The sequence below is a fragment of the Paraclostridium sp. MRS3W1 genome, from assembly GCF_032465715.1.
Classification (GTDB): domain Bacteria; phylum Bacillota; class Clostridia; order Peptostreptococcales; family Peptostreptococcaceae; genus Paraclostridium; species Paraclostridium dentum.
In genome coordinates, this window is record NZ_JAWDJM010000129.1 from 1 (window position 1) to 15201 (window position 15201).

Annotated in this window: 14 protein-coding genes and 1 riboswitch; of the genes, 5 read left to right on the top strand and 9 right to left on the bottom strand. The window is 27.4% G+C overall.

The annotated features are described in order from the left end of the window. Positions 1-31: 31 nt before the first annotated feature. Positions 32-835, bottom strand: a complete 804-nt coding sequence (locus RWY47_RS10345; RefSeq protein WP_168931739.1) for a protein phosphatase 2C domain-containing protein — start codon at positions 833-835, stop codon at positions 32-34. Between the two features lie 72 nt (positions 836-907). Further along, positions 908-1234: a hypothetical protein gene (locus RWY47_RS10350; RefSeq protein WP_021432570.1), complete on the bottom strand. Its 327-nt coding sequence runs from the start codon at positions 1232-1234 to the stop codon at positions 908-910. Positions 1235-1377: 143 nt separating this feature from the next. Between RWY47_RS10350 and RWY47_RS10360 the strand changes: the two genes are divergently transcribed. Both RWY47_RS10360 and nhaC read left to right on the top strand, forming a co-directional pair. Continuing rightward, positions 1378-3153: a peroxiredoxin gene (locus RWY47_RS10360; protein WP_150842578.1), complete on the top strand. Its 1776-nt coding sequence runs from the start codon at positions 1378-1380 to the stop codon at positions 3151-3153. 114 nt (positions 3154-3267) lie between these two features. Next, positions 3268-3439, top strand: a riboswitch (Lysine riboswitch). 125 nt (positions 3440-3564) lie between these two features. Next, positions 3565-4989: a Na+/H+ antiporter NhaC gene (gene nhaC / locus RWY47_RS10365; protein WP_021429147.1), complete on the top strand. Its 1425-nt coding sequence runs from the start codon at positions 3565-3567 to the stop codon at positions 4987-4989. A gap of 26 nt (positions 4990-5015) precedes the next feature. Here nhaC and RWY47_RS10370 read toward each other — a convergent pair whose 3' ends face one another. From RWY47_RS10370 to RWY47_RS10380, 3 genes are all read right to left on the bottom strand, one after another. After that, a complete protein-coding gene (locus RWY47_RS10370; protein ID WP_025162232.1) occupies positions 5016-5774 on the bottom strand; it encodes an acyl-CoA dehydratase activase in 759 nt (252 codons plus the stop codon). A 13-nt stretch (positions 5775-5787) separates the two neighbouring features. Beyond that, a complete protein-coding gene (locus RWY47_RS10375) occupies positions 5788-6942 on the bottom strand; it encodes a double-cubane-cluster-containing anaerobic reductase (protein ID WP_150842577.1) in 1155 nt (384 codons plus the stop codon). Positions 6943-7061: 119 nt separating this feature from the next. After that, entirely contained in the window at positions 7062-8015 is a 954-nt protein-coding gene (locus RWY47_RS10380; protein ID WP_150842576.1) for a calcium/sodium antiporter, read from the bottom strand. A gap of 181 nt (positions 8016-8196) precedes the next feature. Here RWY47_RS10380 and RWY47_RS10385 point away from each other — a divergent pair, with 181 nt between their 5' ends. After that, entirely contained in the window at positions 8197-9015 is an 819-nt protein-coding gene (locus RWY47_RS10385; RefSeq protein WP_150842575.1) for a pyridoxamine kinase, read from the top strand. A gap of 36 nt (positions 9016-9051) precedes the next feature. Here RWY47_RS10385 and RWY47_RS10390 read toward each other — a convergent pair whose 3' ends face one another. Further along, a complete protein-coding gene (locus RWY47_RS10390; protein ID WP_224170725.1) occupies positions 9052-9555 on the bottom strand; it encodes a hypothetical protein in 504 nt (167 codons plus the stop codon). A gap of 134 nt (positions 9556-9689) precedes the next feature. On the opposite strand from RWY47_RS10390, the gene pdaA reads away from it, so the two are divergent. Continuing rightward, positions 9690-10553: a delta-lactam-biosynthetic de-N-acetylase gene (gene pdaA / locus RWY47_RS10395; RefSeq protein ID WP_021429145.1), complete on the top strand. Its 864-nt coding sequence runs from the start codon at positions 9690-9692 to the stop codon at positions 10551-10553. Positions 10554-10583: 30 nt separating this feature from the next. On the opposite strand, the gene RWY47_RS10400 is transcribed toward pdaA, so the two are convergent. Then, complete coding sequence (locus RWY47_RS10400) at positions 10584-11078, bottom strand: hypothetical protein (RefSeq protein WP_021428911.1); 495 nt, start codon at positions 11076-11078, stop codon at positions 10584-10586. A 150-nt stretch (positions 11079-11228) separates the two neighbouring features. Then, positions 11229-12824, bottom strand: a complete 1596-nt coding sequence (locus RWY47_RS10405) for a Na/Pi cotransporter family protein (RefSeq protein ID WP_150885960.1) — start codon at positions 12822-12824, stop codon at positions 11229-11231. A 184-nt stretch (positions 12825-13008) separates the two neighbouring features. Between RWY47_RS10405 and RWY47_RS10410 the strand changes: the two genes are divergently transcribed. After that, positions 13009-14412: a CehA/McbA family metallohydrolase gene (locus RWY47_RS10410; protein WP_150885961.1), complete on the top strand. Its 1404-nt coding sequence runs from the start codon at positions 13009-13011 to the stop codon at positions 14410-14412. Positions 14413-14419: 7 nt separating this feature from the next. Here the strand turns inward: RWY47_RS10410 and RWY47_RS10415 are convergent. Further along, the coding region (locus tag RWY47_RS10415) for a SpoIVB peptidase S55 domain-containing protein (RefSeq protein WP_316030320.1) at positions 14420-15201 on the bottom strand (782 nt) is incomplete at its 5' end.

The following is a 15201-nucleotide window of genomic DNA, read 5'->3' on the forward strand; positions in this document are numbered from 1 at the left end:
ATTTTCTAGTTTATATCAAAAAAACAACATATTATTTCAATGTTGTTTGTAATATAAAAACTATACTTATATCATCCTTGCTGTTATTAGCTGATAAAGTTTCTAAATATTTTTTGTATGTTTTTTTTAAATTATATTTAGTGAATACATTTTTTCTATACTGGTTTATAGTATACTTCAAATTATCATCTAACTCTTTATAAGTTCTAAAGCTATTTGTAAATCCATCTGAAAACAACACTATAGAATCAACATCCAATTTATTAACTTTTTCTATTTTTAAATCTATATACTTGTAAGCATCATCTAAATACATAGAATTCAAAACCCCTTTTACCTTACTTTCTTTTGTATACTCCACTAAATTAAACTCATTGCCATATTCAACGATGTTTCCATCTCCTATTTGCAAGTATAGTTTAATATTGTTTGTTACTAAAACACCTATAAGGGTAGTTCCGTAAAGTACATAATCTATATCATAAACATTTGGAATTTTAGCTTTAAAGTGATCTATAACATATTCTCTCCATTTTTTTTGAATACTTTTTTCTATACTTTTATTTTCTTTTAATTCTTTAATAACTGTTTCTAAATTATTTTCATCTAAATTCTTTATATTATTGTATAAATCCGTTAATATATCAATACATGCATTACATGCAAATTCTGAACCTTTATAACTATATTTACATCTTCTTATTCCATGTCCATCACCTATTGCACAGATCATTCCATTTTCCAATTTTTTATAAATTAAGTAATCCTGTGACCCTTTATTTTTAAGCTTGTTTTTGTATCCAACCGTACTGCTTGAAAATATATCGTATTTCATCCAACCCCCCCCTTAACTTACTATTTATTATATTAGTGAACATAAAAAAAAGTACAGTGTACCCTGTACTTTTTAAGATATTTTTCTTTTTCTAATTGACTCTCTACTTCTAGTAGATCTTTTAGCTGGTTTAACAACTTGCTTTCGTCTTTGAGTTCTAGCACCAAATATTCTCTTGCTATCACATAAAACCCAGCATGGTGTTAGTGTTAAAACCATAGCCATAGTTAACATAATATAATATCTAAATCCTATGAATATCCCATTAAAAGCATTTACCAAAATTAAAACACTAATAATGCTTACAGATATTACAGATGATAATACAAAAATTCTCGAAATGTCTGAAAATGTTCTAGTAATTCTTGCCACTTTTTTATTTTTTCGGCTACTTTTCATGTTTATGCCCCCTAATTACAACAAATAATACATAGTTCTAATATAATAAATATAACAAATTTGTATTAAAATAGCAATTCTTATTAGTAACATTAACCAGTTATAATTAATAAATTAAATATTAAGAATAACTTTACAAAGGAGTGATTTATTTGCCATGTCTTCCTAACTTAGGTACTAAAGCACCTAATTTCAGCGCAAATACAACTCAAGGGCCTATCAAGCTATCTGATTATAAAGGTAAATGGGTTGTATTATTTTCTCATCCTGGCGATTTTACACCAGTATGTACAACAGAATTTTTATGTTTTGCAAAATATTATTCTAATTTTAAAAAAAGAAATACTGAACTTATAGGTCTTAGTGTTGATAGCAACAGCTCTCATTTAGCTTGGCTATACAATATATTTTTGCATACAGGTATTGAGATTCCATTCCCTGTAATAGATGATAGAAAAATGGAAATTTCTAGATTATATGGAATGATTTCAGAGCAAATGAGCGATACATCTACTGTAAGATCTGTTTTTATAATTGATCCAAATCAAATTTTAAGAACAATACTATATTATCCTTTAACTACAGGAAGAAACATTCCTGAAATAGTTAGAATAATAGATGCTCTTCAAACTTCAGATGAACATAATGTTTTAACACCTGCTGACTGGCTGCCTGGAATGCCTGTAATTTTACCTCCTCCTAAAACTTATAAAGAATTAAAAGAAAGAATTAAAAGTTGTGATAAAAATAAAAGTTGTATGGACTGGTATCTATGTTTTATAGATGATAAAACTTCTAATAACAAAAAATTAGATTATAATACTAAAAATAATTCTAATTCGAAAAATCGACCTCAAATAGATTCTCCAGCAAATAATATCCCAGTTAACCCTAACTGCCCTGATTTAAGTAGATTAGTAGGCACATACGTTTTAGGAGATCCTACAAGTGTTGATGCATTTTTGCTTGATTTTGTAATATATGCATTTGTTGAGATTAAACCAGATGGAACTTTATTTGTTCCAACTCCTCGTTACTTACGTCAACTACTATCACTTAGAAAAGATAATCCAGACCTTCAAGTGATTGCAGCTATTGGCGGTTGGGGTCAAGAAGGATTTTCTGATGCTGCAGCTACTCCAGCTTCTAGATATAATTTTGCTCGTCAAGCAAATGCTCTTATAAAGCAATATGATTTAGATGGCATAGATATAGATTGGGAATATCCTGGAACTAGTGGTGCAGGTATTAAATCTAGACCTGAAGATAAGGAAAACTTCACACTTTTACTTACAGCTCTTAGAGACGTAATTGGATCTGAAAAATGGTTAAGTGTTGCAGGTACTGGAACAAGAGAATATATAAATAAAAGTGCAGAAATAAATAAAATAGCTCCTTTAATTAATCATTTCAATTTAATGAGTTACGATTTTACTGCTGGTGAAACTGGTGAGAAAGGCAAAAAGCATCAAGCAAATTTATATGAATCAGAACTTTCTTTACCAGGATATAGTGTAGATATTATGGTTAATAATTTAATTGAAGCTGGAATGCCTTCAGAAAAAATATTAATGGGAGTTCCATTTTATGGTCGACTAGGAGCTACTACAACTAAATCTTTTGATCAACTTAGAAAAGATTTTATAAATAAAAATGGATACACATTTAAATTTGATAAAGAGGCTCAAGCTTCATATTTAGTAAAAGATAATGAGTTTGCTATGTCTTATGATGATATGCTATCTATTTATATAAAAACTCAATATGTAATAGATAATTGTCTTGGAGGTATTTTCTCTTGGATGGCACCTTATGATAAAGCAAATATACTCGCTAAAGCAATGAGTGATGGAATTAATAATCCTAGTGAATTAAGACGTGAAATAGAAGAAACGTATGGTTCTAGCTTTTTACTTTAAAAAACAGTCTATCTTAATAAGATAGACTGTTTTTTATTTTCATAAAATTTAAATTTATATTTACAATTTAATTTAATATGTTATAATTAGATACATAAATTTAAACAGAATATAACTAATGGTAGAGGTTGCATTATTAAATAGTACTATTATTGAGGGAAAGCACCTAGGATTTAATAGGAAAGGTAATGATGCCGAAATATATAAGTTAAGCTTAAAACTTATATATTGGGGTTATGTATAAGATATATAACACTGTCACTTTATGTGGAGGGCTATCTTTAGATTAAAGTTATTATATTTTCAAATTATAATTTCAGGTCTAGGAATATCTCTTAATATTCTTAGACCTTTTTTATTATCATTCTCCATTCCCGTTATATTCTCAATACACCATTTGGAGGTTACATTATGTTAAAAAGAGAAAAAAGGCAGGCATCGCTTGGTGATTCACTTCTATGTTTAGGATTTTTAATTTTTACCTTATCAATATCTTTAACTAAACTAGGACTTTCAGCTCATATTCCACTAGTTTTAGGTGGCGTTTTCTGTGGATTTGTTGCAATATTCAAATTAGGATTTACATGGAAAGAGCTTGAAGAAGGTATATTATCAACTATAAATTCTACTATGCAAGCTATTATAATTTTATTAATTGTTGGTATGTTAATTGGTACATGGATAATTTCAGGGGTTGTTCCAAGTATGATATATTGGGGATTGAACATACTTTCTCCAGGAATATTCTTAGTTGCCACAACTATTATATGTTCTATAGTTTCTATATCTACAGGTTCTTCTTGGACTACAGCCGGTACTATAGGTATAGCCCTTTTAGGTATAGGAAGTGCTTTAGGTATTCCTAAGGAAATAATAGCTGGTGCTATTATCTCAGGTGCATACTTTGGTGATAAAATGTCTCCACTTTCAGATACAACAAACTTAGCTCCGGCTATGGCTGGTACTAATTTATTTACACATATAAAGCACATGCTTTATTCAACTATTCCGGCATATGTTATTGCGCTTATACTATATGCTATAATTGGATTTAAATATGCAGGACAAGTTATAGATAATAGCCAAATTTTACAAATACAACAAGCTTTAGCTTCAAATTATAATACATTATCTCCATTATTATTATTAATACCTGTAATGGTTATAGTAATGGTTATCTTTAAAGTTCCTGCTATTCCAGGTCTTGTTATAGGTACCTTACTTGGAGGTTTTGTAGCTATAGTTTTCCAAGGTGCTTCAATTAAAGATGTTTTAGAAGTTGCTCAAGTTGGATATACATCAAATAGTGGAATGGCATTTGTGGACGAACTATTAACTCGAGGTGGACTTAATAGTATGTTAGGTACAGTATCTCTTATGTTATGTGCTTTAACTACAGGTGGAATACTTGAAAAAACTGGAATGTTAGAAGCTTTAGCTTCTGCTATATTAAAATTTGCAAAAGGAACTTTTGGTTTAGTGGCTGCAACTATCTTTACATGTATAGGAACTAATTTAGCAGTTGCTGATCAATATTTAGCAATAGTAATGCCTGGAAGTATGTACAGAGAAGCATTTAAAAAGCAAGGTCTTTCTCCAGAAAATCTTTCTCGTTCTCTAGAAGACAGTGCAACAATAACATCTCCTCTTATTCCTTGGAATACATGTGGAGCATATATGAGTGCTACACTTGGAGTTGGATCATTTGTATTTTTACCATTTGCATTTTTTAATCTTCTATGTCCTTTAATGTCATTGACGTTAGCTGCTACAGGATTCGGAATTACAAAATTATCAGATGAAAACTCAGAAGAACTTGAAAGTTCTATTGCATAATAAAAGGATGGCTATCAGCCATCCTTTTATTTTTTATATCCAATAATCGCAGCTCCTAGCGCCCCTATTATTTGAGTATCATCAGCTATAAAAATTTTCTTTCCTAAATTATTTTCTATCATATTTACTAAAACATTGCTTTTAGCAACCCCTCCAGTAAATGCAATATCATCTAATATATCAATTCTAGATAACATAGACTTAGATCTATTTGCTATAGATTGTAATATTCCTGATGCTATCGATTCTTTAGATATATTTTTTGCTAATAAACTAATAATTTCTGATTCAGCAAAAACAGTACACATACTTGATATATCTTGTGGAATTGCATCCTTAGCTAACTTATCAATGCTTTCTACATCACTTCCCAGTAAGTTAGATGTGACTTGTAAAAAACGACCTGTCCCTGCTGCACATTTATCATTCATTATAAAATTAGATACATTTCCATCATTATCTAAGTTTATAACTTTACTATCTTGTCCACCAATATCTAATATAGTCCTTATATTGTTATTTAAAAAATGTATTCCTTTTGCATGGCATGTTATCTCCGTAACTTTTTTGTCTACAAAGTCCATGCTCACTCTTCCGTATCCTGTTCCTATAACTTTCTTTATTTTATCTTTATCTATATCATTAGCAAGTTTTTCATAAACCTCTAATGATGCATTCTTAGGACTCCACCCTGTTGGTATAACAATTTTGTTTACTATTTTTTCTCCATCAAATAATACACCTTTTGTTGCTACAGATCCAGAGTCTATACCTATACTGTACATAAAATCCACCTACTTAGTCTATCATTTCTATAAAAGCTTCAAATCTAGTTCTTAATTGTTCTGTATCAGATTTAGAATAATCTGTTTCTATAGCCATATACGGTTTATTTTTAACGTTATTTACAAATTGTTTAATTCTATAACTTTCTACATTGAATGTATGACAAGCCTGAAGAACAACATCTATAACTCCATCTATCTTGTATTCATCCATAAGTCTATCTATTAGCTCTATTCTTGCATCATTATTTACCATGCATGAACAAGCTATGTTTATATATTTTTTAGCAATTGCATCTATTGGATCTGGATTATTTTCATCAACTAACTCATCATTAGATCTAATTCCTCCACAAAGTTCATATGCAACAACTACAGCACCACTTTCTTCTATAGTTTTAACTATTTTTTCACTAACTCCACCTATTGGACATCCTGTTATAAGTATTCTTGGTTTATCTTCACTTACAGGTCTTTCACCTTTTTCATATTTTTCTTTTATAGATGCAGTTAAATCCCTTATACTTTGTTTTAATTCATCTCTATCAAATTTAAATCCTGAGTTATATAAAACTTGGTGCATATCAAATCCATTCATTGGTGGTGGCACTAATTTACCTAGTTCATAAAACTCTTTTAATAATCTTCTCTCTTCATTTTTATCTTTTATAGCATCTCTTATATCATCATCAGTTATTTTTACTTCAAACTTATTTTCTATTTCTTCCTTTAAAACCACTATTTCATTTTTCCAAAGGTCAAATGAATGTTTTCCAAGCTTACTATTTGGTAATTGCATTAAATGTAAGTCTTTAATTTTTGCTAATTCTTCATACATTTTCTTTTTACCATCACATGTAGTTTCTGCTATTAATAAATCTGAAAAATAAAAATATGGACAAGTATCTGTTATTGCATGTCCAAAACTTGATTTTATAAGTGGACAAAGATTTCTTGGTAATATTTTTTCAGCTTCTGCTATTGGTTCTTCACTTACCCCACAAACTCCAACTGTTACAGCTTTTGCAGCCATTGGTATCTCAACTGGAGTAAATGCACAAAATACTCCAACTAATTTTTTCCCGCTCTCTTTTAATTCTTTAGCTTTTATAAATCCATTTCTTCTAGCTTCGCTAAACTCTTCAAATTTTTCTGGTAACGATATCATATCATTTCTCCCCCAACAATTTTAATGATTTATATCAAATTTTATCATATTTGGTATTTTTATGTAAAATAGTTAAAAACTATATTCCTTATACGAAATATAGTTTTTAACTATAACTACTATTGTCTTATAATTATAAATATCATATATGCTATATATGTTGCCGTTAAAATTATACCCTCAAATCTATTAACTTGTTTTTTACTTATTGCAAATACATAAGTAATCGCGGTAACAATTAACATAATAATCATATCTACAAATACTATAGGTTGTACATGTATGGTATGTATTATTGATGATGATCCTAATACAAACAATATGTTAAATATATTGGATCCTATGATATTTCCCATGGCAATATCGCTCTCACCTTTTCTTGCAGCTACAACACTAGTTACAAGTTCAGGTAATGATGTTCCTATAGAAACTATAGTAAGTCCAACTAAGTTTTCACTCATCCCTAAATCTATAGCTATATTTGTTGCACTATCTACAACTAAATTCCCACCTATTATAATTCCTATAATACCACCTATGCTTAACAGTATACTTTTTGCTATAGGATCTCTAGAACTTCCTTGTTCAACATCCATTTCTTCCTTTGAAGATAATGCCATTTCCAATAAGTAATACATAAATATAGAAAACAATGCAAACAGCATAAGACCATCAGATCTTGTAAGTGCATTCTCATTGTATCCTTGAAATTTTATATCGTGAGACAATATAAGTAAAACCAATGACGCTAACAATGCAAATGGAAACTCTTTTATTATAGTTGTCTTTTGAACCTTTACAGGAGCTATAATTGCTGATATACCTAAAACAAATAGTATATTAAATATATTGGATCCTACTACGTTTGCTATAGCTATATCATTTTGTCCTTTCATAGCTGCAGAAATACTTACTGCTGCTTCTGGAGCACTTGTCCCAAAGGCTACTATGGTTAGACCTATTATTATAGTGGGTATATTTAATGCCTTTGCAATTGAGGATGCTCCAACAACAAAGTAATCGGCAGACTTTATAAGTAATATAAATCCAATCAAAAGTATTACATACTTCATAAAATTGTACTCCTTTTTTCTTTTAGATTTATATTAACCATATCTACTAATATTTATTACATGTAGTAATTAGTAGATAATTAATTGTATTAATACAATTAATTAATTTTATATACCTATATAAATTAATTAATATTAATAGTAATATATAGTTATATTTTTATTTAAAGGAGTTTGTTTTATGTTAAAAAAAGTGGCCGCTATTCATGATTTATCTGGTATAGGAAGATGTTCTTTAACTGTAGCTATTCCAATACTTTCAGCTTTAAAAGTTCAATGTTGCCCATTTCCAACAGCCATACTGTCAAGTCAAACAGGATTTTCAGAGTATTCATTTTTAGATTTGACAAACGAGATGAATAAATATAAAAACGTTTGGAATAATCTTAATATACATTTTGACTGTATATATAGTGGTTTTTTAGGATCTAAGGACCAAGTTAATATAGTCTCTAAATTTATAGATGATAATAAAGACTCATTAGTAATCGTAGATCCTGTAATGGGCGATGATGGAGATTTATACCCTATATTTGATGATGAAATGTGTAGTAAAATAAAAAGTCTAGTACAAAAATCGGATATAGTTACACCTAACTTAACAGAAGCCCTTATTCTAATTGGAGAAAATTTAAATAATACCAACTTAGACAAATCCAATCTAGTTCGTATTGCAAAGCAAGTTTCTAATTTAGGTCCTAGTAAAGTTGTTATTACAGGTATAAAAATTAAAGATTGTATTTATAATTTATCATTTGATAAAAATTTAGATGAAGCTTATTTTACATCTTCACCATTTAATAATATTTCGTATAGTGGTACTGGCGATATATTCACGTCTATTCTTGTCGGCATGATATTAAATGGACATTCATTAAAAAATAGCGTTATAAAAGCTAACAACTTCATCAGTAATGTAATTTCATATACATCTAAATTCGATACAGACAGAAATGACGGAGTTATGTTTGAAATGTTTTTAAATGAGCTTACAAATTAAACCTAAACACTTAATCTAAGTGTTTAGGTTTAATTTCTATTTTTTATATTTTAACTCTAAAATTTCTTGATTTACTTTTAATTTAAATTTATTGTCCTTTAATACAATTTTATATCCACTTAAGTATATATCTTTTAAACTTTTAACTATATCTGGCTTATTATCTATAAAGTTAAATCTGTGCATGCATATATCATTATAAGTATTAACATCATTTAATATGTTAATTTCAGATTTTAAATTTTGTTTTGTTTGCATATTTCTAACGTTTTTTTTATACATTTTATCAAATTCTAATTGATAGAAATTTAATTTAACTTCATTGTAATCAACTATTCTTTCTATAATACTTTCCTTTATAGTTATATCATCTATATTGACAAGGTTATGATCTATATAAGCTATTATATACTTTGATTCTATATCATTTTCAATAAATTTATTTAACTTATTATTTATATAGCTATCATTACAAAACACATTAATATTTATATTTATAAAAATTACAATTAAAGTAAATATTATTATTATCTTTTTCATATTTATCTCCTTTGAATTCCATATATTAATATATTATTTCCTAATTTTTTATTTATTTATCCTATTTTTTCATAGATTATATTTGGATAATGTGTAAAAAATATAATTAACGTTTAAATTATAGAGGTGATAAAATGAAAAAATCAAAAAAAAGAAACTCCTTTTTTATAATTGCATTTTTTATAATTTCAGGATTTTTAATTAGTGGTAAACTTGATTTATTTGATAAAATTAAAACTCAAATACTAAATACAGACCCAACAACTAGAGAATATAGTTGGTACTTTAATCCAAGAAATGATGGAAAACAGCCTACACCTATCAAAGAAGCTTCATTTTTCAAAAAGTATAATGCTTACTATGTAGGAGATCCAAATGAAAAGGTATTATATTTGAGTTTTGATGCAGGGTATGAAAGTGGAAATACGGAAAAAATACTAAACACTTTAAAAAAACATAATGCTCCTGCTGCTTTTTTCGTAGTAGATCATTACCTAAAATCAAATCCTGAAATGGTAAAAAGAATGACTGAAGAAGGCCATTTAGTTTGTAATCATTCAAAGTCTCATCCTTCTATGGCTAGTATAACTGATTTTAATAAGTTCAAAGAAGAAATTGTAACTGTAGAAAATAGATATAAAGAAATCACAGGAAAAGAAATGCCTAAATATTTTAGACCTCCTATGGGTAAATTCAGCGAAAAATCACTTGAATATACTCAGCAATTAGGTTATGACACTATATTTTGGAGTTTTGCTTATGTAGACTGGTATGAAGATAAACAACCTAGCCACGAAGAAGCTAAAGAAAAAATATTCTCTAGAACTCATCCTGGAGCAGTGCTACTTCTTCATCCTAATTCTAAAACAAATGCAGACATATTAGATGATGTTTTAACTCATTGGGAACAAGAGGGTTATACAGTAAAAAGCTTAGACCATCTTACAAATAAAAAATCATCTAACAATACTGATTTGAAAATTTTAGAAAATAAATAAAAGCAGATATTTTAATATCTGCTTTCTTTTTTATGCTTCTAGTAATACTGATTTCCCATTATATATACCTACCCAATAAGGCTTATATATACTTTTGATGTCTAAAACTTTTATATCATGTATATGACACTTACTATTTATAACATTATTTTTTATTACTTTAATCATTTCATTTTTTATATTTTCTAGCATATGAATTTCATCCATTTCAGATTTTTTTATATTATTTTTAGATATATTTACTTTGTATGTATCTGGAGCTTTAGTTATAGATTTTGAAAATCCAGTATGAGTATTTACTAACATTGTAATTTTGCTTCTATTTATATCTTGTTTAAATATATTCTTACCTTTTATTTTAATAACTATATCATAAGTTATAACTTTATGCTCTATGTACTTAAGAGTTGTATTTTTTATCCTAGGGTTTAATTGGACCACTTTACTCATTAACGGTATATTATCTCTCTCAAATTTTTTCACATCATTTTTCTTCACTTTTACTTCTATTGCATCTATTATCATGCTGATTCCTCCTAAGATATAATTAGTCTTTTATAAATTATATTAAACATATCTTAGGTTTAATGTCTGTACAATTTAAAATATATAAATTTTTACTTAATATAATATCCTTAAAACAAAAAACAAGTAAGCATTTAAGCTTACTTGTTTTTACATTACTCTTTGTGCAATATTTAAAGAATGGTCTGCAATTCTTTCTAAGTTGCTAAGCAAATCTAAATATAAAACCCCAGAATCAACACTACATTTACTTTGATTTAATCTTAGCATATGATTTGATCTAAATGCTTTATCCATAGCATCTACTTCATTTTCTATTTCCAAAACTTTTTGAGCTAAAACTTGATCATTTTCTTGTAATGCTTTAATAGCATACTCTATGCTAAGTAAAACTTTATCGTATATTTCTTTAGTTTCAGTTTGACTTTGACTAGATAAATTTATACTAGAATCCATAGATGATTGAGCTAATTCAGCAATATTTTCAGCATGATCTCCAATTCTTTCTATATCATTTACAGTGTTAAACATTAGATCAACTAATTCTCTTTCGTTATCATCCAGTGGGCATTTGGATAATTTTAATAAATAGTTTAAAATGTGCTTTTGCAATTTATTTATATTTTTTTCTTGCTCTAAACACTTAAGAGCTTTTTCATTATCTTGATCTAAAAATGAATTTATTGCGTTTTGTAAGCTTTCTTTCGCCTGATTTCCCATACTTACAATTTCTTTCACAACATTGCCAAGTGCAATAGATGGTGTTTCTAACATTCTTTCATCTAAGTATTTTGTTTCTTTGCTTTCTTTTTCATCTTTATCTGGCACTAATTTAATTGCTATATTTACTATAAACTTAGCAAAAGGAATTAAAATTATAACATTTATTAAATTAAATAAAGTATGTGCATTTGCTATTTGTCTTGCTGCATCACCAGGATTTATACTCGTTACTAATGAAACTATAGGCTTATTTAAAATTAACACAAATAATAATGTTCCTATAATATTAAATGTTAAATGCATTACCGCTGCTCTTTTTGCATTTGTATTAGCTCCTATACTAGATAATAAAGATGTAACACAAGTCCCAATGTTATCTCCATATAATATTGGAAGTGCAGATGTTATAGGTATTAAACCTTGAGTAGCTAGTGCTATTAACATACCCATAGAAGCACTTGAACTTTGAACTATTCCAGTAATAGCAAATCCAGCTAAAATACCTAAAAACTGGTGCTGTCCAAAATATACAAGCGCATCTCTAAATCCTTGATACTCAGCTAAAGGTCCTACTGCATCTTTCATAAACTCCATACCTGTAAACAATATCCCAAATCCAATTAATATTTCTGCAATATTTTTTATCTTTGCTTTTTTAGTAAATAGAAATAAAACAATACCAATCCCTAAAGCTATTGGAGCTAAACCTTCTAGGTTAAATGATACTAATTGAGCTGTTATAGTAGTTCCTATATTAGCTCCCATTATTACTCCTATTGCTTGTGTCAAACTCATTATACCTGCATTTACAAATCCAACCACCATAACCGTAGTTGCACTACTACTTTGTATGATTCCAGTTACAACTGTACCAACTAAAACCCCCATAAATATATTACTTGTGAGTAATCCTATAATTTTCTTTAACTTCTCGCCGGCTGACTTTTGTAGACCATTCCCCATTAAATTCATACCATATAAAAATAGCCCTAATCCGCCAATTAAATTTATAGCTATATCCAATTTAAAACCTCCTTTGTAATTAAATTGATATAAATAAAGCGACTAATTATTATTGTGTTAATTTTTTATATTTTATATACTTTACCAATTTATAAATTATATATTTTTTGCATTATTTTACATGAATTGAAAAATAGAATTTGATAAATATATAATTAAAATAACATTTAAAGGACTGATTATTATGACAGAATTTAAATATATATTAATATTATTTTTTATATTTATTTTTTCAACTTCAAATGTACATTCTTTAAATCTAAAAGATACTACAGCTCCTAAAATAGATATTGTTTCTCCTGTTAATGCACAGCAATACATTATTTCTAAACCTACTATAAGAGCTACTTTCCAAGATGAAAATAATATAGATTTAAAAAGTATTAAGTTTTTGGTTAATTATAAAGATGTTACTAAGGATTGCAAAATCGAAAATAATTCAATTTCTTATAAACCTAAAAATAAATTTAAAAGAGGAACTCAAATAATAGAAGTTCATGTCAGTGATGTAAATAAAAATAAGTCTAAAGCTGAATGGTATTTTAATGTAGGATCTCCAAATTATAACCATTATTATGGTTTAATCCATGCTCATACATCAAATAGTGATGGCCATGGTAGTTTTGAAGATGCTTACTATACCTCTAAATTCAAAGCTAAACTAGATTTTTTTGCAATAACAGATCATTCAAATATGTTGGATAAAGATACAGAAGTTACTTTAGATGATGGAAGTTTAAGCTCTAAATGGACAAGTTTAATTAATGTATCAAATGATTATACGTCTAATGATAAATTTTTAGCTCTTAAAGGTTTTGAAATGACTTATCCTTTTAAAAATAAAAAAGACCCTATAGGCCACATAAATGTGTTTAATACTAATGGCTTTATATCTACAAGTGATTCTCTTTACTCTAATTTAGAAAGCTTTTACAAGGAAATTTCAAAACATGATGATTTAATTGCTCAGTTTAATCATCCATGCGATACATTTGGAAGATTTAATAATTTAAAATACAATAAAGATGCAGATAGCGTAATTTCTTTAATTGAAGTTTGTAATGGATATAAAAGTGATATAACTAAAAACAAAATAGCTTTTGACGAATATCAAAAAGCTTTGGATTTAGGTTGGCATCTAGCTCCTACATCTAACCAAGATAATCATCGAACTGATTGGGGAGTTGCAAATGAATTCAGAACAGTTGTTTTGTGTACAGGTCTAAACGAAAATTCATTTTATGATTCTTTAAGAAACATGAGGGTATATGCTACTCAAGACAAAAATATAAAAATAGATTATAGTATAAATGATCAAGTAATGGGTTCTACTATAAAAAATACATCCAATTTATATTTTAATATAAGTGTAATCGATAATGATCTTAAGGACAAAATTAAAAGAATCGAAGTAATTTCTAACAATGGTAAAATAGTCGCATATAAAAATTTCAGTTCTAACTTAGCTAAACTTGAATTGAAACTTTCTACGTTAAAAGATTCTTATTATTATGTAAAAGTATATCAAAATAATGATAAAATATCAGTTACAGCACCTATTTGGATTGAATTTAAAAAAGAACAATGATGAAAGATTATTCTTTCATCATTGTTTTTATATAAACTCCATTTCCATTTAAGGTATCCTTAGTCATTACATATGATAATGATCCTATTAACTTATCATTTTGAATAATTGGAGATCCACTCATTCCTTGTGTTATTCCTCCATATTTTTTTATTAATGCTTCATCTTCTACTTTAAAATCAAAACTTTCTATTTCTTTACCTATTTTATTAATTTTTGTAACGTTTATTTTATAATATTTAGTTTCATTTTCATTATGTTTCATAACTACAAAAGCTTGACCTAATTTAACTTCATTTTCATTTGCAATTTTACATATTTTGTGTTCCTTGTTATTTTGTAGAGAATTTACATTACCTTTAACACTATAACTTCCCATATTTGAAATTGTTCCTAATAAATTTTCACTTTTATCCCCATTTATATTTCCTACATACTTTTTAGATGATTTTTTTATACGAGATAAATTTGATTTATATATTTCACCTTTATTTGTAATTAACTTTTCATTTTCTTTAAATTCAATATCATGACCTACTGCTCCAAAATTTAAATTTTGTGGATTTATATAAGTTAAAGTTGCTGTATATGGAATTTTATCTACTAAATACTCTGGTTTAAGTTGTTTTTTATCAATACTTACCTTTATTTTTTTATTATTTCTTATTAAACTTAAGTTTATTTTTTCATCTTCTTTCATAGAGATAAGAGTAGTTATTATATCTTGTTTAGATAATATATTTTTTTCATTTTGATTAAATATTTTTTTTACTGAATCTCCACTTATAC